17 protein-coding genes are annotated in these 19,068 nt (G+C 68.6%); 5 read left to right on the forward strand and 12 right to left on the reverse strand.

Going from position 1 to position 19,068, the window contains the following annotated elements:
• Positions 1-186 precede the first annotated feature (186 nt).
• Positions 187-1,677, forward strand: coding sequence for an amidohydrolase family protein (locus tag HNR11_RS04200; RefSeq protein WP_179441262.1), 1,491 nt, complete (start codon positions 187-189; stop codon positions 1,675-1,677).
• A 130-nt stretch (positions 1,678-1,807) separates the two neighbouring features.
• Here HNR11_RS04200 and HNR11_RS04205 read toward each other — a convergent pair whose 3' ends face one another.
• Entirely contained in the window at positions 1,808-2,329 is a 522-nt protein-coding gene (locus tag HNR11_RS04205) for a DoxX family membrane protein (protein WP_179441263.1), read from the reverse strand.
• A gap of 178 nt (positions 2,330-2,507) precedes the next feature.
• Between HNR11_RS04205 and HNR11_RS04210 the strand changes: the two genes are divergently transcribed.
• Together HNR11_RS04210 and HNR11_RS04215 are read left to right on the forward strand one after the other, a co-directional pair.
• On the forward strand, positions 2,508-2,804 hold the full coding sequence (locus HNR11_RS04210) for a cory-CC-star protein (protein WP_375139276.1): 297 nt from the start codon (positions 2,508-2,510) through the stop codon (positions 2,802-2,804).
• 13 nt (positions 2,805-2,817) lie between these two features.
• The gene (locus HNR11_RS04215; protein WP_179441264.1) at positions 2,818-3,798 is read left to right on the forward strand and encodes an ArsA family ATPase; all 981 of its coding nucleotides are present in this window, start codon (positions 2,818-2,820) and stop codon (positions 3,796-3,798) included.
• Positions 3,799-3,863: 65 nt separating this feature from the next.
• On the opposite strand, the gene HNR11_RS04220 is transcribed toward HNR11_RS04215, so the two are convergent.
• The 4 genes from HNR11_RS04220 to HNR11_RS04235 all read right to left on the reverse strand — a co-directional run bounded on the left by HNR11_RS04220 (position 3,864) and on the right by HNR11_RS04235 (position 8,250).
• Positions 3,864-4,511, reverse strand: a complete 648-nt coding sequence (locus tag HNR11_RS04220; protein ID WP_179441265.1) for an alpha/beta hydrolase — start codon at positions 4,509-4,511, stop codon at positions 3,864-3,866.
• Between the two features lie 6 nt (positions 4,512-4,517).
• Entirely contained in the window at positions 4,518-5,477 is a 960-nt protein-coding gene (locus HNR11_RS04225; RefSeq protein WP_179441266.1) for a VOC family protein, read from the reverse strand.
• A 41-nt stretch (positions 5,478-5,518) separates the two neighbouring features.
• Positions 5,519-6,703, reverse strand: coding sequence for an iron-containing alcohol dehydrogenase (locus HNR11_RS04230; RefSeq protein ID WP_179441267.1), 1,185 nt, complete (start codon positions 6,701-6,703; stop codon positions 5,519-5,521).
• A gap of 167 nt (positions 6,704-6,870) precedes the next feature.
• A complete protein-coding gene (locus tag HNR11_RS04235; protein WP_179441268.1) occupies positions 6,871-8,250 on the reverse strand; it encodes a sugar porter family MFS transporter in 1,380 nt (459 codons plus the stop codon).
• 102 nt (positions 8,251-8,352) lie between these two features.
• Here HNR11_RS04235 and HNR11_RS04240 point away from each other — a divergent pair, with 102 nt between their 5' ends.
• Positions 8,353-8,817, forward strand: coding sequence for a GNAT family N-acetyltransferase (locus HNR11_RS04240; protein WP_179441269.1), 465 nt, complete (start codon positions 8,353-8,355; stop codon positions 8,815-8,817).
• A gap of 15 nt (positions 8,818-8,832) precedes the next feature.
• On the opposite strand, the gene HNR11_RS04245 is transcribed toward HNR11_RS04240, so the two are convergent.
• The 4 genes from HNR11_RS04245 to HNR11_RS04260 form a co-directional block, all read right to left on the reverse strand.
• Positions 8,833-9,999 (reverse strand): acyl-CoA dehydrogenase family protein, encoded by a 1,167-nt coding sequence (locus HNR11_RS04245; RefSeq protein WP_179441270.1) that lies wholly within the window; start codon positions 9,997-9,999, stop codon positions 8,833-8,835.
• Between the two features lie 88 nt (positions 10,000-10,087).
• On the reverse strand, positions 10,088-11,002 hold the full coding sequence (locus HNR11_RS04250) for an HpcH/HpaI aldolase/citrate lyase family protein (RefSeq protein WP_179441271.1): 915 nt from the start codon (positions 11,000-11,002) through the stop codon (positions 10,088-10,090).
• A 125-nt stretch (positions 11,003-11,127) separates the two neighbouring features.
• Positions 11,128-12,087 (reverse strand): FAD-binding protein, encoded by a 960-nt coding sequence (locus HNR11_RS04255; protein WP_179441272.1) that lies wholly within the window; start codon positions 12,085-12,087, stop codon positions 11,128-11,130.
• A complete protein-coding gene (locus HNR11_RS04260; RefSeq protein ID WP_246310312.1) occupies positions 12,084-12,899 on the reverse strand; it encodes an electron transfer flavoprotein subunit beta/FixA family protein in 816 nt (271 codons plus the stop codon). The genes HNR11_RS04255 and HNR11_RS04260 overlap by 4 nt, the downstream gene beginning before the upstream one ends.
• Positions 12,900-13,452: 553 nt before the next feature.
• On the opposite strand from HNR11_RS04260, the gene HNR11_RS04265 reads away from it, so the two are divergent.
• Positions 13,453-14,196 (forward strand): sunset domain-containing protein, encoded by a 744-nt coding sequence (locus HNR11_RS04265; protein WP_179441273.1) that lies wholly within the window; start codon positions 13,453-13,455, stop codon positions 14,194-14,196.
• 82 nt (positions 14,197-14,278) lie between these two features.
• On the opposite strand, the gene HNR11_RS04270 is transcribed toward HNR11_RS04265, so the two are convergent.
• From HNR11_RS04270 to HNR11_RS04280, 3 genes are read right to left on the reverse strand one after another with little or no spacing between them, the layout of a single operon-like run.
• Positions 14,279-15,514 (reverse strand): alpha-hydroxy acid oxidase, encoded by a 1,236-nt coding sequence (locus HNR11_RS04270; protein ID WP_179441274.1) that lies wholly within the window; start codon positions 15,512-15,514, stop codon positions 14,279-14,281.
• A gap of 40 nt (positions 15,515-15,554) precedes the next feature.
• A complete protein-coding gene (locus tag HNR11_RS04275) occupies positions 15,555-17,027 on the reverse strand; it encodes a rhamnulokinase (protein WP_179441275.1) in 1,473 nt (490 codons plus the stop codon).
• Positions 17,027-19,060, reverse strand: a complete 2,034-nt coding sequence (locus HNR11_RS04280; RefSeq protein WP_179441276.1) for a bifunctional aldolase/short-chain dehydrogenase — start codon at positions 19,058-19,060, stop codon at positions 17,027-17,029. Before HNR11_RS04280 ends, HNR11_RS04275 begins: the two co-directional genes overlap by 1 nt.
• Between the last annotated feature and the right edge of the window lie 8 nt (positions 19,061-19,068).

Raw genomic sequence — 19,068 nt, forward strand, 5'->3', positions numbered from 1 at the left:
CTCGTCCGCACGTGTCGTGATCAGTTTCACACCGGCTGCCTGTGGCCGTCAACCCCGGGATCACCTGGGCCAGAGTCCCTAGACTGGATTACTTGGGCCGACTTCACGAGGTAAACGGACTCTTGTCCACTGTGCGAACGACCGCTATCGTGAGCAGCATCACAGAGAACTTCAATGGAGGCTGATATGAGTTCTGAAGCCGCATCCAACGGCACCGGCGCGCCCGTCCTGTTCAAGAACGGGATCGTGCTGACCATGGACAAGCAGCACAGCGTCTTGACCAGGGGTGACGTCCTGGTGCTGGGTGACACCATCGCGGCCATCGGCCCGGACCTCGAGGCGCCCGAACATGCCCGGGTGATCGACGCCGAGGGCGGGATGATCACCCCCGGCTTCATCGACACCCATCGGCATATGTGGCAGACCGCCATGCGCGGCTACGGCGCCGACTGGACACTCACCCAGTACTTCGTCTGGAACTACTTGGAGCACGGCAAGAAGTTCCGACCCGAGGACATCTATGCCGGGAACCTGCTCTCCGCCGTGGAGGCCATCGACTCCGGGGTCACCACCTCGGTGGACTGGTCCCACGGGCTCTCCACCGTGGACCATGCCGATGCCGCGGTGGACGCACTCCAAGAGGTCGCCGGGCGCTTCGTCTTCGCCTATGGCAACATCCACGCCGGGCCCTGGGAATGGTCCGCCTCACCCGAGTTCCGCGACTTCGTGGACCGTCGGATCCCCCGCTCCGGAGGCCAGCTCGGCGATGACATGCTCGGATTCCAGATGGCCTTCGACGTCACCGGTGACCCGGAGTTCCCGGAGAAGAGGGCCTTCGAGGTCGCCCGGGAGCTGGGCGTGGGCGTCACCACCCACGCCGGGGTCTGGGGTGCGACCAACGACGACGGCATCCGACTCATGCACGAACACGGGTTCATGGATGAGAAGACGGTTTATGTCCACGCCGCCACTCTGAACCAGGACTCCTACCAGCGCATCGCCGCCACCGGGGGTGCCGCCTCGGTCTCGGCGGAGTCCGAATCCAGCTGTGGGCAGGGCTACCCCTCCTCCTGGCAGCTGCGCAGGCACGGGATTCCGGTCTCCCTCTCGGTGGACACCTCGGTCTGGTGGAGCGCAGATCCCTTCGCCGCCATGCGTTCCACGCTCAGCTCCGACCGGGCGCGCGAGCATTTCGAGCACCACGCCACCGGGGAGACCTGCACCAACCTGGGCCTGCGCGCCGACCAGGTGGTCGGCTGGGCCACCCATGGCGGCGCGGAGGCGCTCGGGATGGGAGACTCCATCGGCTCCCTGGAGGTCGGCAAGAAGGCCGACATCGTGCTGATCAAGAACGATGACTCTCCGGCGATGTTCCCGATCCTGAACCCGCACGGCCACGTGGTGTTCCAGGCCCAGCGCGGGGATGTGCACACCGTGATGGTCAACGGGCGGATCGTGAAGCATGCGCACAAGCTGGTGGATGTGGACCTGGCCAAGGTGCGGCGCACCGTGCAGGCGACCGTGGACCACATTGCCGCGGAGCTGGGACAGGCGGAGTGGGAGGCCGGGATGAGCCCCGAGGTTCCGGAGACCAAGATCCTGGACAACCCGTACACCTACACCGAGTACCGCTCCGAGAAGACCCATACCGCCCAGGGGCGCGGCCCCGGGGCGTGAGCAGGCCGAGCGCCTGGACTGGATCCGGGCACGCGTGGTGCGTGCGATCGACGGGGGCTGCGCCGGCGAGGGGAGCACAGCCCCCGCGAGCGCGGCCCCCGTTCTGCTGCGCTGCGAGTCGCGCCGGTCCTCAGCCGGTGACTCTGGCGCGGCGAACCAGCAGCGCAAAGGGCACTGCGGCGATCCCTGCCGCAAGGAGGATCAGGATCCCCACCCAGGTGGCCGGCTCCTGGATCAGCGTGCTCCAGAGCTCACCGGAGAACTGCGCATCCACGGCATGGGCCCCCGCCCCGGTGAAGCCCAGCACGGCGGCGGCGGCCGCGAGCACATAGGGATACTCCCCGCCCCCGGCGATGTTCCAGAATGCCCCGGAGTTCAGCTGCATGGTCAGACCCGCCACCATCATGGTCCCGGCCGCGAGCAGCGCCCCGATGGGTGTGAGCAGACCCAGGAGCAGCAGTGTGCCGGCGAGCAGCTCGGAGAGTCCCGCAGCGAGCACCATTCCGCGGCCCGGTCGCAGCCCCAGGGAGGCGAAGATCTCCCCCTGACGGCGCAGCCCGTTGCCCCCGAACCATCCGGCGAGCTTCTGGCTGGCGTGGGTGAAGAGGATCAGCGCCAGCACCAGGCGCAGCAGCAGCAGACCGATGTCCATGATCACCTTTCATTCAGCGGACGAGTGTCCGTTTGGCAAGTGTCGCCCGCCAGCACTCGCTCGTCAAGGGTTTCCCCGCCGCATGCAGCACCAGTCATCCGACCCTGGGCGCTGCTCTGGCGTAGCATGAGGTGCCTCACACCAGTGGGCAGGATCTCTCGGAGGAAGGGGACGGGCCGTGGCACATGCAGCTGGCCATCAACCCCGAGCCGAGGAGCCGGCCAGTCTGTGGAAGCGGTTCAACGCCGGGCTCCACGAGTTCTACGTCGCCCCGTACCGGCGGGTCTTCGCCCGCGCCAAGCGCGATGAAGAGGACCTGTTCATGATGCTGGTGCTCTCCGAGGCGCTGGGCCTGCCGAACCCCGCCTCGGGGATGACCCTGGAGCTGCTGCCCGAGATGCTGGACCGGATGCATGAATGGCACACCCGCCAAGGGTTGGAGCACTCCCCGATGGATGGACTGAGCTGTTGCTGAAAGGACTCGGTACATGCTGCTGGAGCTGATTCAACGACGCCGCGTGCTCTTCCTCGGCGGCAAGGGCGGGGTCGGCAAGACGGCCACCGCCTCTGCAGCGGCGCTGCACCAGGCCGCCTCCGGGCGACGCGTGCTGCTGGTCTCCACCGACCCGGCGCATAATCTGGGCCACCTGTGGGACCAGCGGGTGGGCGATGAGCCGGTGGAGCTCTACCGCGACGACACTACCGGCGGGGTGCTGCGCGGAGTGGAGATCGACCCGCAGCGCACCATCGACGAGCACCTGGCGGAGGTCGGGGCCACGCTGCGCGACTTCATGCCGGAACACCTCCACCCACAGGTCGCCGCGCATCTGAAGCTCTCCGCACACTCCCCCGGCACCCATGAGTCGGCCATCTTGGAACGCATCGCCGTGCTGATCGAATACGGGCTCGACGCACATGATCTGATCGTCTTCGACACCGCCCCCTCGGGTCATACGGCACGGCTCATGGCCCTGCCGGAGATCATGTCGACCTGGATGTCTGGACTGCTGACCCGGCGCAGCAAGGCAGAACGCTTCGGTGCGGCGGTGCGGGTGCTCGACGGAGACGATGACCCGGCGTCGAACGCTCCGAGCAACCGGGATCAGCGGATCCGGCAGGTGCTGACCCGCCGCAAGGCACGGTTCGAGATGCTGCGCGAGGTGCTCAGCAACCCCAAGACCTGCAGCTTCGTGGTGGTGCTGACCCCCGAACGACTCCCGGTGCTGGAATCCGTGGAGCTCTGCGCGCAGCTGCGCGAGTCAGGGGTCGACGTCGGCGGCCTGGTGGTCAACCGACTCTCTCCCCGCGATGCCGGGGAGTACCTGGCGCAGCGGCGGGAACAGGAGCAGCGTCATCTGGACTCCCTCTCCGAGCTGCTCCCCGGGGTGGCGGTGGACACCCTTCCGATGCTCTCCGGGGATCTGGTCGGCCCGGCGGCGATCCAGCGTCTGGCCCACGAGCTGCGCTGAGCCCCCGCTCGCCTGAGTCGACAGCTCTTCTCCGGCAGCAGGAGTCCCGGGCTGGATCAGCCTGTTCAGCCCCGGGCGTGACGCCTGAGATACTCGCGGATCCGGGCCACGGCGTCCTCGGCGATGTGGTGCTCCTCGTCGCGGTAGACGCTCAGCGTGGTGACCGCGGCGAGTCCCTCGAACGCCGCGGCGGTGTCCTTCACCCGGTGCAGCGGCACCCAGGGGTCCTCATCGGCGCAGAAGAGCTCGATGGCGCGCCCGCTGAGCCCGGGCTCGGAGGCCGCATCGAAGCTGCGTGGTCGCGGCCCCAGATACCCGCCGGTGTGCAGCAGCGCCCCGTCCACCGCCGGCTGGACCGTGAGCAGGTACTCGGCGAGCAGGCAGGCTCCCTGGGAGAACCCGAAGACGACCACCGGGGCGCCGTCGTCGTCGCGGGTGTCAAGCAGCTTGCAGAGCTGATCCTTGACCACCGCGAGGGCCTGGCCGAGCTGGGGCTGGTTGGACTCGAACGGTTCCATGAACTTCCCCGGATACCAGGAGTGCCCCGCCGCGCTGGGCAGCCACCAGCAGATGCCGTCCACGCCGATACGCTGCGCGAGGTCGATGAAGAACTGCGGGCTCTGGGTGCGACCATGGACCCCGTACACCACCAGCCGCGCCTGCTCGGGCTCGGCGCCGTGGTGCACGAGGTCCATCTGGTGATGGGTCAGCACGGCGGATCAGTCGTCCACGCGCAGCGGCTCGAGCTGGGACATGATGTGCTCGCGCTCGTGCTCGAACTGCGGCGGCAGCATGAACTTCCGGCCCAGCTCCTCGGGGGACTCATCGCAGTCCCAGCCGCCGTCGGCATGGGTCACCGCCAGCTCGAAGAGCGCCCCTCCGGGGGTGCGCACGTAGTGGGACTTGAAGTAGGTGCGGTCCTTCAGCTCCGAGATGTCGGTGTAGCCCGCGCCCTCGATCTGGAACTTCGAGGCCTCCTGGTTCTCCAGGGTGTCGAAGTTCCAGGCGAAGTGGTGGTAGGTGCCGGCGGCGAATCGCCAGGTCCCCTGATCATCGGTGCGGTTGCCGCGGAGCTGGACCCAGTTGCCGTAGTCATCGGAGCCGACCTTGAACCGGGCGACGTCGCCGGCCTCGCTGATCTCACCGTCGAAGAAGAACACGTCCTTGGCGAAGTCCACCATCCGGTCCTGGTCATAGACGTGGATGCCCATGCCGTAGATCCCGTGCACCGCGTGCTCCGGGGGCACCCCGTGTCCGGGATGCCCGACTCGCGGGTCACCGTGCACCCCCACCAGCACGTATTCCAGACCGCAGGGGTGGTGGAACTCCAGCCGCCGTTCACCGAAGAGCTCGGACTGCTGGTGATCGATCTGCATGGAGCTCAGCCGCTTCGCCCAGAAGTCCAGTGAGTCCGCCGGCACCGCGAGCATCACCTCGCGGGCCTGATTGGTGCCGCGCGTGCCGAATCGTCCCTGCTGGGCCCAGGGGAAGGTGGTGACCACCGCGGAGGGGTCCCCGTGGGCGTTGGAGTAATACAGGTGATAGATCGGGATCGAGCCGTCGTAGAGCACGGTCTTCTTGATGAAGCGCATCCCCAGGACCTTGGTGTGGAAGTCGACGTCCTCCTGGGCCTTGCCGACGGAGAGCGTCACATGGTGGGAGCCGAGCAGATACGTCATGGTGGTGCCCTTCTGTGGAAGTGACTGCTGCGTTCTGGGGACTAGGGTGACCTGCTGCCTTCCAGGTGCCGGACGGGACGCTCCAGCGCGGAGGCATCCGCTCCGGAGAATGCCGCCCGGATCAGCTCGGCCGCATCGGTGGCGGTCATCTTCCGGGGATTGCTCGCCGGGACGACCTCCAGGATCAGGCTCGCAGCACGGTCCAGATCGGCCTCCTTCAGCCCGTGGTCCCGCAGTGCACGCGGGGCATCGATCTGGGTGCGCAGCCGCTCCAGGCCGGTCAGCGGATCCGGGGCGTCGAGGGCCTGCGCAATGCGCTCCCCGGCCGCGGGCGCATGAGGCAGGTTGAAGGCGAGCACGTGGGGCAGCAGCACGGCGTGGGTCTGGGCGTGGGGCAGCCCGAAGGCTCCACCGAGCATGTGGCAGATCTTGTGGTGCAGCCCGGAGCCGGCCGAGGCGAAGGCCGTGGCGGCGAGGTAGGCCCCGTACTGCAGCTGCTGGCGGGCCTGCAGCTCGGCGCCGGCGGAATCGGCGGCCCCTGAGGTCCCTGGGCCTGCTGATCCACCTGGGTTTCCTGATCCACCTGAGTTCCCTGATCCATCTGAGTCCCCGGCGAGCGGGCTCATGCCGCGACGCAGGGCACCCATGGCCTCACCGGCGAGCAGAGCGTTGAGCGGATCGGCCCGCGGGCCCCAGAGCGAGTCGATGCAGTGCGCCAGCGCGTTCATGCCGGAGGCGCTGGCCAGCTCCTGTGGGAGGTCACGGACCAGCTCGGCGTCGTAGACCACCCCGGCAGGCAGGACGACCTCGTCGGTGCCGGTGGCCTTGGCGCCGGCCTCGGTGACGCCCCAGACGTTCGTCGCCTCGGACCCGGCGTAGGTCGTGGGCACCGCGATGATCGGAGCGCGGGTCTTCAGGGCAACGGCTTTGCCCAGCCCGATGGCTGAGCCTCCGCCCACGCAGAGGATCAGGTCGGCCTGGGCCTGGGTCGCGGCGTCGCAGGCGGACTCCACGTCCTCCACGGGAACATGCTGACGGGCGCCGTCGATCCGGTGCGCGATCCGCAGCGTGGCATGCAGCTCATCCGCGGCAGCGACGGCGCTGCCGGAGGCGATCAGCAGGATCTGCTGGGCCTGGTGACGCGTCACCTCACTCCGGACGTCTCTGGTGAGGTTCCCGACGCCGAAATGGACCTGCTGGCCCAGCGTCTGATGGCTGAAGCTCATGGGCATAGGTGTCTCTCCTCCCGCGCAGCGGCGGAGTCAGGACGGCGGGCACCACGACTGGGCGCAGGTTTCGGACAGCTGTCCGAGCGCCATTATGTGATGTAGACCACGCAGTATGTCAAGGGGCTGCCGTCTGACGCTCGGTCAGCACCGGGCGGCAGGCGTGATCATCCCGCCCGGCGGAACGCGGTCTCGATCTGCTCCAGTGTGCGCTCCTTGGTCTCCGGGACCTTCTTGAAGGTGAAGAGGAAGGCGGTGAAGCAGATCAGGGAGAACCCGGCGAAGATCCAACCCACCCCGAAGGCCGCCAGCGCCGTGGGGAACAGCAGCGAGACCAGCCCGTTGGCCAGCCAGTGCGCGGTGGTGACCACGCCCATCGCGGCCGCGCGGACACCCAGCGGGAAGATCTCCCCGAGCACCACCCAGACCAGGGCGCCCCAGCTGACCTGGAACATGAAGATGAATACCGCCAGGCAGGCCAGGGTGGCGATGCCCAGCGCGCCGAGCCCGTCCGGTGCGGGCATGAGCAGGTTCACCGCGGCGAGCACGGCCAGCGCCAGCGAGGTGCCCAGCGCCCCGACCAGCAGCATCGGCCGCCGTCCCCAGCGGTCGGTGTAGCTGATCGCGATCCAGACCGCGACGATGTTCAGCGCCCCGATGATCAGGTTTGAACCGATCGCACCCTCGTCGGAGAAGCCGACGTTCTGCAGCGTGGTGGGCGCGTAGTAGAGCACCGCGTTGATGCCCATCACCTGCTGATAGACCCCCAGACCGAAGCCCACCCCGAGGATCGAGAGCACCCAGGGCCGGCGCAGTGCGCGCAGACCCGAGACGCCGTCGCGCTGCTCCGCCTCATGGACCTCATGGATCTCGCCGAGCTCCCGGCGGGCCTCTTCGGGAGTCCGGTCGCGCAGCAGCATCTGCTCCGCCTCGGCCTCCCGGCCGCGGTGGACCAGCCAGCGCGGAGTCTCGCGCACCACGGTCAGGCCCAGCGCGAAGAGCACCGAGGGGATCACCGAGAGCCCCAGCATCCAGCGCCAAGACTCCACCGGGGCGAACGCCACCCCGACCACGAACCCGAGGAACTGCCCGATCACGATGGCCAACACGTAGGAGGCGGTGACCCGGCCACGGATCCGCGCCGGGGCGATCTCGGAGAGATACACCGGGAGCACGACGGCGGCCAGGCCAGTGCCCAGCCCGACCACCAGCCGGGCGGCGAAGAGCACCTCGGGGTTCGGGGCGAAGGCCATGCCCAGTGGGGCGATCAGGAACAGGGCCGCGGTGACCAGCAGCACGGCCCGGCGGCCGTAGCGATCGGAGAGCCGTCCACCCAGGCCGGCGCCGATCGCGGCGCCGACCATCAGCCCGGTGACGATGGCGCCTTCCGTCCAGCTGCTGAGCTGGAAGTCACGGCGCAGGTACACCAGCGCCGCGGAGATCACCCCGGTGTCATAACCCCAGTTCAGCCCGCCCAGGGCGCCGAAGAGGTAGATCAGGGTGGAGCCCCGGCGGCGTTGGGCGGTGGTGGGCGCTGCTGTGCTCATTCGATTCCATTCTGCTGCTGTGCTCCAGGCTCCAGACGCCGACCTGCGCATGGAACGAACGTCAGACTAGTCCGTGAGGCCACCGGTGGCAGAATATCGAGCATGCGCATCACCGAGGGGACCCTGGATCATCCTGCCGTGCGGGAGCTGATCACCGAGCATCTGCGGGACATGCACGAGACCTCACCGCCGGAGAGTATCCATGCCCTGGACATTCAGGCGCTCAGCGGACCTGGGATGACGTTCTTCAGCGCCTGGTTCGAACCCGAGGAGGCGCTGGCCGGCTGCGCCGCGCTCAAGGAGCTGGAGCCTCGTCACGTGGAGATCAAGGCCATGCGCACCTCGAAGGCGGCGCGCGGTCAGGGCGTGGCCAGCGCCATGCTGGAGCACCTGATCAGCGTGGCCAGTGCCCGCGGCTGCACCCGGCTGAGCCTGGAGACCGGGGTGGAGGACTACTTCGCCGCCGCGCGTCGGCTCTACCTCCGGCACGGGTTCACCGAATGTCCGCCCTTCGGCAGCTACCGCCCGGATCCCAACAGCGTGTTCATGACCCGGACCCTGGGCTGAGGCTGGTGGAGGGGGTCACCGCAGCCCCGCGGCGATGGTCTCTTTCAGGATCTCGCTGGTGCCGCCGAAGATGGTGAGCAGACGCACTGCGAGGTAGGCCTGGGCCACCGGATAGTCCAGGATGTAGCCGTAGCCGCCGTGCAGCTGCAGGCAGGCGTCCACCGAGGACTTCGCCTGCTCGCTGGCCCAGAGCTTCGCCTTCGAGGCGCCGACCAGGTCCAGCTCACCGGCGTTGAACCCTGCCACGGCAGCCGCGACGTAGCGCTCGGTCGCCTCAAGTCCCACCTGCAGCTCGGCGAGCTGGAATCGGGTGTTCTGGTGCTCGCTCACCGGCTGCCCGAAGGTCTCCCGCTGGGCGACGTAGTCGCGCGTCTGGCGCAGCACCTCGGCGGTGATCGCCGCGGCTGAGGTGGCGATGCCGAGCCGGCCCTGCGGCAGGATCGCCTTGGCGTATTCCAGGCCCCGGCCCGCCTCGCCGATCAGGTTGGCGGCAGGGATCTGCACCCTGGCGAAGAACAGCTCGGCGGTGTCAGAGGCCGTGAACCCCATCTTCTCCAGCTGGCGTCCCGGCTGGTACCCCGGGTTGTCCTGCTTCTCGACCAGGAACAGGCTGAAGGAGTCCTCGGCGCCGCGCTGACGGACATCGGAGCCGTCGGTGCGCGCCAGCACCAGGGCCCCGTCGCCGGAGATGCCGTTGCCGATGAAGGTCTTCTGCCCGTCGAGGGTCCAGCCGCCGTCGTCGTTCTTCACCGCTTTGGTGCGCACGGCGCGCAGGTCTGACCCGGCGCCGGGCTCGGTGAACGCCACGGAGGAGACGAAGGAGCCGTCCATGAACCGCGGAAGCCAGGCCGCCTGCTGCTCCGGGGTGCCGAACTTCAGCAGCGCCGGGAGCACCCAGTCATCGTGCAGATGCAGCGCGAGGGAGACCGCGAGCGCGCCGGCGCGGGCGAGCTCCTCGTCCAGGATCATCCGGAACCGGTAGTCCCCGAGCCCCATGCCGCCGTGGTCCTCCTGAACCGCGAGCCCGAGCAGACCGTTCTCTGCCGCCGCAAGCCACATCGAGCGCTCGATCATGTGCGCAGATTCCCACCCCGGGTAGTGCGGGGTGACCTCGCGGGCGACGAACTCGCGCACCACCTCGCGGAACTCCTCGTGGATCTCGTCGTAGAAACCGGCAAACATCGTAGGCGGGTGACCTTTCAGGCGGTGGAGGTTCAGGTGGTCGCGGTCGGTGCGGTTGGGGGCGGTGCTGCGGCGCGCCAGGCGCGGCTCAGACGACCCTGCCGATGGACTCGAAGCGGGTCAGGATCCGCTGGACCTGGATGATCACCGGCATGTCGATCATCTCACCGCGGAAGCTGAAGGCCCCTGAGAGCTCCGGGTCGGCGCGATGTCCGGCACCGGGAGCCAGTCCCGCCGTGTTCTCGAAGGCGGCGATGACCCCCTTGGCCCATTCCAGATCCGTGGCCGTGGGGGTATAGGCCTGCCGGATCGGGGCGATCTGCTTCGGGTGGATGCAGGCCTTGCCGATGAAGCCGGAGGCGCAGGCGTCCTCGGTCTCCACCGCCAGGCGCTGCAGGTCCGGGACCCGGGTGAAGACCGCGTCGATGATCGGCACCCCCACGGCGCCGGCGGTGAGCAGCAGCCGGTTACGGGTGAAGCGGATGATCTCCCGCTGCGAACCGTCGCTGTTGCGCGAGGTGGTGCCGCCGATGCCGGCGATCAGGTCCTCGGTGCCCCACAGCAGCGCCACGGTGGCCCGGTGCTGGGCCAGCGCGACGTCGTTGAGCACCCCGACCGGCGTCTCGATCTGCGGGATCAGGCCGACGCCGGGCAGCGCAGCCGCCACCCGGTCCAGGACCTCGGTGCGCTCCGCCTTGGAGACCACCACGAAGCGGATCTCGGTGCCCGCGAGGGCACGCAGGTCATCCTCGAGCTCCCCGGAGCCCGGGGCGTTGACCCGCACCAGGGTGCGCGCGGGATCAAGGGGCCTCTCCCCCGCGTTCAACGCCTGCACCGCGTGGTCCCGGGCGATCTCCTTGGCCCCGGAGACCACGGCGTCCTCGAGGTCGATGATCACCGCGTCGGCGGCCTCGGCGGCCTTGCCGAAGAGCTCGGGACGGCTTGCCGGGCAGAACATCAGGGCTGGGCCAAGCCCGAAGCGGTCTGAGGCGAGGTGGGACATGGATCTTCTCCGAGCGTGGTGGGCGAGCCGGGGGTGGTGCGGGTACCCGGTCCTGATGGGCGAGCCCGGTGCGGGTGGGCCGATGCGGGGGCGAGCCCGGGGTGGAGCGGTTCAGACGCGCGGGGTCATCCCTTGCGCCGTCGCAGCTCCTCGATCATCTGCGGGATGACCTCGTGCAGGTCCCCCACGACGCCGAAGTCGGCGATCTCGAAGACCGGGGCGTCTTCGTCCTTGTTGATCGCCACGATGGTGCCGGCGGTCTGCATCCCGGAACGCTGCTGGACCGCCCCGGAGATCCCCGCGGAGATGTAGAGCTGCGGGGAGACCGTCACCCCGGTCTGGCCCACCTGGGCGGCGTGTTCGATCCAGCCGGCGTCGGTGGCCGCGCGGGAGGCGCCCAGTCCGGCGCCGAGTTCGTCGGCGAGCTCCTCCAGGGGCGTGAAGTCCCCGTCGACTCCGCGGCCGCCAGCGACGACGACGCGCGCCTCCGCCAGGGCGGGACGGGCCGAGACCTTCAGCGCCTCGCGGTGCAGGACCTCCACACCGCCCTGGGAGGGACGCACCGGCAGCACGGTGCCATCGGGCTGGTCTCCGGCGTCGAGGAGCGCGTCGACCCGCTGCGGGTCCAGGCTGTTGGGCCTGAACGTCGCGATCAGCGGGCGACTCAGGCCCGGAGCGAGCTGCGAGACCGTCGTGTAGGAGCCGGCCAGCTCAGATTTCGTGGCGAGAAGCTCCCCGGTCAGCGCGGCGATGCTGCAGATGATTCCGGTGTCCAGCCGGACCGCCAGCCGGGCCAGGGCGTCGGTGACGTCCGCCGTGGAGGAGCCCAGGATGACCTCGGCACCGCATTCGGCCACTGCGGTCTCTAACAGGTCCACCACGGCGACCTCGGGGGCGGGCAGGCTGGCCTCGGCCAGGTAGACCTCGCCGACGCCGCTGATCGCCAGCGCCGGGGTGGGGTCACCCTGGTAGGCGCCGATGGCGATGTGGACCTCTCCCAGTGACTGGGCCTGCGCGATCAGCTCGCGCTGGGTGAAGCTCAGCGTCTCGCCGAGGACATCGAAGAAGACCAGGACATTGCTCACAGCAGACGCTCCTTCGCCAGGAACTCGACGATCTTCAGACCGGCGTCCCCTTCATCGGTGATGATCTCTCCCGCGGTGCGCGCGGGACGGGCCTGGGTGCTCAGCACCCGGACCTTCGCGGTGACCTCTTCGGCGCGCAGCCCGAGGTCAGCAAGGCTGAACCGGGTCAGCGGCTTCTTCTTCGCGGCCATGATGGCCTTGAAGTTGGGGTAGCGCGGGTCGTTGGCCTGGTCGGTGACCGAGACGACGGCGGGCATGCGCACCGCGACCTTCTGCGACTCGGTGCCTCCGGACCGGGTGACGATCAGGCGTTCCGGCTCCAGCTCGAGCCCGGTGGCGTAGGTGACCACGTGGGCGCCGAGACGCTCGGCGAGCTGGGCGGGGACCGCGCCGGACTCGCCCTCCTCAGAGGCCATGCCGGTGAGCACCAGATACTCCGGCTCGCCGGACTCGAATTCGGCGGCCCCCGCCACGGCCTCGACCGCGGCCTTCAGCGCTACCGAGGTGGCCCAGATGTCGGCGCCGATCAGGGCGTCGTCGGTGAGCTGGTAGCCGTCGTCGGCCCCGATCTGCAGGGCCTTCTTCACAGCCGTGCTGGAGCCGGCGGGGCCCATGGTCAGCGCGGTGACCCGGACTTCGCGGTCCGCCGCCGCCTCGCGCAGCTGCAGCGCGGCCTCCAGGGGGTATTCGTCGAGTTCGCTGAGCACGCCTTCGGAGCGGTCGATGCGCGCCTCGGCGTTGTACCGGCGCTCCAGCTGGGCGTCCGGGACCCATTTGACCAGGGTGATGATGTGCAGGGGTGCATTCACCATGCGGTGCTCCCGCCTCACTCTCGAGATGTATGGAGAAACAGACCTTTTCCATGGTCGCATGAAACCCGGCTCCAGGCAGGGTCGTGAAGCCCCACGACACCTCCCCCCCGAGCCCCGTCCACCCCACCCCTCCTGGCTGGTTGAGTTCTCCGGTTCCGACGTTCCGACCGGAGAACTCAACCAGCCAGGAAAAGTTGGCACGCTGTGATCGGTGGAGATTCGCTTGTCTGACTATATGATCACTCTGTTCAGGAGTGGATCCTGCTACCGCCCCGTCCCGCGCAGCGGACGCCTCACACTGGAGACGAATGCCATGGGAGCCTCCCAGCATTGGCGGACCTTCACCTCGGTCCTGACCACCACCGTATTGGCCGCCACTCTGATCGGGGCTTCAGCGCCGCCGCCAGAGCTGACGACGACGCAGCTCAGCCACTCTGCACTCAGTGTCTCTACACTCCGTGCCTCCGCGCAGGCGGCTCTCCCGCTGAGCGGGGCCCCGGCGTCGTCCACGTCGTCCGTCGCAGCACCCGCAGCAGCGCCCGTGGTGCCGGACATGAGCAGGGCTGCGCTGAAGACGCTTCGCGCGCCCACCCCGACGATCTCGGGAGCCGCCGCTGTGGGCACGAAGCTCACCGCTAAGCCGGGCACCTGGACCAGCGGGACCGCTCGCAGCTACCGGTGGTACGCCGACGGCAAGGCGATCAGCGGTGCCACGCGCAGCACCTTCACCCCGAGCACCGCACAGCAGGGCAAGCGGATCACCGTGCAGGTGACGGGGAAGCGCTCCGGCTACAGCACGGTCACCCGCACCTCGAAGGCCACGCTGAAGGTGGCGCGGTCCTCCACCCCGAAGATCACCGGCTCGGCGACCGCGGGGAAGACCCTCTCGGCCAGCGTCGGGACCTGGACGTCCTCGACCTCGTTCTCCTATCAGTGGCGCGCCAACGGCACCTCGATCAAGGGCGCGACCAGCCGGACCTATAAGGTGGCCAGCGCGCACACGGGCAAGCGGATCTCCGTGGTGGTGACCGGCAGGAAGTCCGGGCACACCACGCTGACCCGCACCTCGGCGTCGACCGCGACGGTGCAGAAGGCAGCTCCGGCGAAGACGCCGACCCGGGTGAAGATCACTTCCTCGACCTTCAACTGCCCGAAGGGCTACCCGGTCAAGGGCAACGCCGACTCCGGGATCTACCACGTGCCCAGCGGAGCCTTCTATTCCCGGACCAAGCCCGAGGAGTGCTTCACGACCACGGCGGCCGCCAAGAGCGCCGGGTACCGCGCGTCTAAGCGCTGACCCCTCCCTTTTCCTGGCTGGTTGAGTTATCCGGTCGGAACGTCACCGCCGGATAACTCAACCAGCCAGGAGGGGTGGGGCCTCAGCGGGCGCGGGGGACGAGCCGTTCCAGCTGGGTCACGTGCTTGGGCTCAAGCTCGGCGAGGTTCGGGACCTCCAGCAGCTTCATGGTGCGTTGGACCTGATCGGCGAGGATTTCGATGGTCCGGTCCACCCCGGCCCGGCCGCCAGCCATCAGACCGTAGAGATACGCCCGCCCGATCAGGGTGAACTTCGCGCCCAGGGCGATCGAGGCCACGATGTCCGCGCCGTTCATGATCCCGGTGTCGATGGTCACCTCGAGGTCCTCGCCCACCTCGCGGACCACCTCGGGCAGCAGATGGAATGGGACCGGGGCGCGGTCGAGCTGCCGTCCGCCGTGGTTGGAGAGCACGATCCCGTCCACCCCGAGGCTGGCGAGTTGCTTCGCATCCTCGACGTTCTGCACTCCCTTGACCACCAGCTTGCCGGGGAACAGCTCCCGGATGATCTTCAGGTCCTCGAAGCTGATCGAGGGGTCCATCGCCTTGTCCAACAGCTCCCCCACTGTGCCGCCGGTGGAGGAGAGTGAGGCGAACTCCAGCGGCGGGGTGGTCAGGAAGTCATACCACCACCAGGGCCGCGGGATCGCGTTGAGCACGGTGCCCAGGCTCAGCTGCGGCGGGATCGAGAACCCGTTGCGCTTATCCCGCAGCCGTGCCCCGGCGACCGGGGTGTCCACGGTGAAGAACAGGGTGTCGAACCCGGCCTTCCCGGCGCGCTCGGTGAGCGCATAGGAGATCTCACGGTCCTTCATCACATAGAGCTGGAACCAGTTGCGCCCGTCCGGGTTCGCCTCCTTCACCGCCTCGATGGAGGTGGTGCCCAGCGTGGAGAGGGTGAACGGGATCCCCGCGGCACCGGCTGCGGTCGCCCCGGCGATCTCGCCCTCGGTCTGCATCAGCCGGGTGAACCCGGTCGGGGCGATCCCGAAGGGCAGCGCGGAGCGCCCGCCGAAGATCTCACACGAGGTGTCCACCTCGGAGACATCACGCAGGATCGAGGGGTTGAACTCGATGTCCTGGAACGCCTCCCGGGCACGGGTGAGTGAGAACTCGCCCTCCGCGGCGCCGTCGGTGTAGTCGAACGCCGCCTTCGGGGTGCGCCGCTTGGCGATCTTGTGCAGGTCCTCGATGGTCAGCGCCGCATCGAGCCGGCGACGGGAGGCGTTGAAGTCGAACTTCTTGAACTTCATCAGCGGCGCGATGTCGCGCGGCTTGGGCAGTTGACGCTGAACCATGGGTTGCTCCTAGACCGGTCGCTTCGACGACTGTGGAATTTCAGGACTGTGGACGGTACGTGATGGGAGAATACGTTCGGATGATCAGCTCGCGCAGGTCCTCGAGGCTGCCCGAAAGCGTCCCCGCGGTGCGCGCCTGGACGAGCAGATTCCCTATGGCAGTGGCCTCCACAGGCCCGGCCACCACAGGATATCCACTGCGATCGGCGGTGGCCTGGCAGAGCAGCGCGTTCAGCGACCCTCCACCGACCATATGGACGACGTCGACCCGCCGGTCCGCGAGTTCACCGGCGGTCCGCAGCGCCGCGGCGAACTGGTAAGCGATGGACTCCACGATGCTGCGCACCAGCTCCGCCTTGCCCGCCGGGATCGGGGAATCCTGCTCCGCGCAGAGCTGCCCGATCCGGGCCGGCATGTCACCAGGCGCTACGAACCGCTCATCCTGGACATCAAAGACGACGACGGCGGCCGGGTTCACCTCGGAGGCCGCGTCGAGCAGGCCGACCAGATCCTGGCTCTTCCCCTCCTGACGCTCCCAGGTGCGCAGCGTCTCGGAAAGCAGCCAGGTGCCCATGACGTTGGTGAGGAACCGGGTGCGCCCGTCGACTCCGCCCTCATTGGTGAAGTTCGCCGCGCGGGAGGCGTCGCTGACCACAGGAGTGTCCAGTTCCAGGCCGACCAACCCCCAGGTGCCGCAGGAGATATAGGCGGCGTCGGGAGTGGAGAGCGGGGTGCCCACGATCGCGCTGGCGGTGTCGTGGGAGCCGACCAGGGTGACCGGCAGCTGGCACCCGCCGAGCAGCGGCTTCAGCTCGGCGCGGATCGGGCCCAGCGTGGTGCCCGGTGCGGCCACGGGCGCGAAGATCCGCGAGGACAGGCCAAGCGTGGACATGAGATCGGTGTCCCACTCTTTGGTGTGCACGTCGAGCAGTCCCGTGGTCGAGGCGTTGGTGACCTCGGTGAGCTGCTCGCCGGTGAGCCAATAGCCCAGGAGGTCCGGCACCAGCAGCAGCCGATCTGCATGCGGCGCCAGTCCCTCCTGGGCCAGCTGGTAGAGCGTGTTGAAGGGTAGGAACTGCAGTCCGTTCCGTCGGTAGAGCTCAGCGAAGGAGACTCTGCCGTGGACCTTCTCCACGCCGGCCGCGGTGCGCTCGTCCCGATAGTGGAACGGGGTGCCCAGCAGCTGCATTCGGTGCGGGTCGGTTCCGGTGAGCAGACCGTAGTCCACCGCCCAGGAGTCGATGGCCACAGAGGCGAGTTCGCCCTCGGTCTCCCGGACGGCCACACCGAGCCCGGCGAGTGCCTGTTCGTAGAGGCCCGCGAGGTTCCAGTGCAGCCCATCGGGCATAGGGACCACGCCATTGGAGAACCGCGCGGCCTCGTAGAACTCGAGCGTGTCCGGGCCCACCCGACCGAGCACCACGCGTCCGGAGGAGGCGCCGAGGTCGACGGCGGCGTGCGTCGTCGTCGGCGCCGCGGCTCTCCCCGCTCCCGTGTTCGTCGCTGGGTGCATCAGCGCAGGAACGCGGCAGCCACGCCGGCGTCGACGGGCACGTGCAGTCCGGTGGTGTGCGAGAGCTCGGGTCCGAGCAGGGCGAATACCGCGTTGGCCACGTTGCGCGGCAGCACCTCGCGCTTGAGGATGGTGCGCTGGGCATAGAAGGCGCCCAGGTCCTTCTCCTCGATGCCGTAGGTGGCGGCACGATTGGCACCCCAGCCGGAGGCGAAGATGCCCGAGCCCTGGACGACGCCGTCGGGGTTGATGCCGTTGACCCGGATCTGGTGCTCGCCAAGTTCGGCGGCGAGCAAGCGCACCTGGTGCGCCTGATCCGCCTTGGTGGCGGAATAGGCGATGTTGTTCGGGCCCGCGAAGACGCTGTTCTTCGAGGAGATGTAGATGACGTCTCCGCCGAGGCCCTGGTCGATGAGCACCCCGGCAGCGGCCTTGGAGACCAGGAAGGAGCCCTTGGCCATCACGTTGTGCTGCAGGTCCCAGTCCTTGGCGGTGGTCTCCAGCAGGGACTTCGACAGGCTCAGCCCGGCGTTGTTGACCACGATGTCCAGGCCGCCGAAGGCCAGCAGGGTCTCGTCGATGGCCTTGACCACGGCATCCTCATCCGAAACGTCCACGGCGATGCCCACTGCCTTGTCAGGCCCGCCGATCTCGGCGGCGGCCTCCTGGGCCTTGGCAAGGTTCAGGTCCGCGATGGCGACGACGGCGCCCTCCTCGGTGAGACGCTCCGCAATGGCCTTGCCGATGCCGGAAGCGGCCCCGGTCACCAGGGCGATCCGGGTGGCCAGCGGCTTCGGCGCCGGCATGCGCTGCAGCTTGGCCTCCTCCAGGGCCCAATACTCGATGCGGAACTTCTCCGACTCCTCAATCGGCGCATAGCTGGAGAGGCCCTCCGCGCCGCGCATCACGTTGATGGCGTTCAGGTAGAACTCACCGGCCACGCGGGCGGTCTGCTTGTCCTTGCCGAAGCTGAACATCCCGACGCCGGGGATGAGCACGATCGCCGGGTCGGCGCCGCGCAGCGCCGGGCTGCTTCCGCTGGCGTGACGGTCGTAGTAGGCCTGGTAGCCCTCGCGGTACGTCTGGTGCAGTTCGCGCAGCCGGGCGATGGAGTCCTCCACCGAGGCATCGGCGGGCAGGTCCAGCACCAGCGGCTTGACCTTGGTGCGCAGGAAGTGGTCCGGGCACGAGGTGCCCATCTCGGCAAGCCGGGGGTGCTCGGCGTGGGCGAGGAACTCGAGCACGGCGTCGTCGTCGCTGAAGTGGCCGATCTGCGGCTTGTCCGCACTGGCGATGGACCGGATGGTCGGGATCAGCGCGGCGGCCTTGGCGCGGCGCTCGGACTCATGCAGCGCCGAGAAGCCCTCGAGTGCGGGACCGAAGGGCTCCGGGCTGGAGTGTTCGGCGATGTAGGCGGCTGCGGTGTCGATGATCCACAGCGAGTTCTGCTGGGACTCCTCCGAGGTCTCACCCCAGGCGGTAATGCCGTGACCGCCGAGGATGCAGCCGATGGCCTGCGGGTTCGCTTCCTTGATCGCGGCGATGTCCAGGCCGAGCTGGAAGCCGGGACGGCGCCAGGGCACCCAGACGACCTTCTCACCGAAGATCTTCGTGGTCAGCTCGGGTCCGTCAGCGGCGGTGGCGATCGCGATCCCGGAGTCCGGGTGCAGGTGATCCACGTGGGCGGCGTCCACCAGACCATGCATGGCGGTGTCGATGCTCGGGGCGGCGCCGCCCTTGCCGTGCAGGCAGTAGTCGAAGGCGGCGACCATCTCATCCTCGCGCTCGACTCCGGGGTAGACATGTTGAAGCGCGCGCATCCGGTCCAGCCGCAGGGTGGTCAGGCCGGACTCCTTGAGGGTGCCGAGGTCTCCGCCGGAGCCCTTGACCCAGAGCAGCTCGACCTCTTCGCCGGTGACCGGGTCCTGCTCGGTGCCCTTGGCCGAGGTGTTGCCGCCGGCGTAGTTGGTGTTCTTCGGGTCCGCGCCGAGGCTGTTGGACCGGTTGATCAGGTCGTTGACCGTGGGGTTCATGGGGGTCT

It is taken from the genome of Nesterenkonia sandarakina, from assembly GCF_013410215.1.
Classification (GTDB): Bacteria; Actinomycetota; Actinomycetes; order Actinomycetales; family Micrococcaceae; genus Nesterenkonia; species Nesterenkonia sandarakina.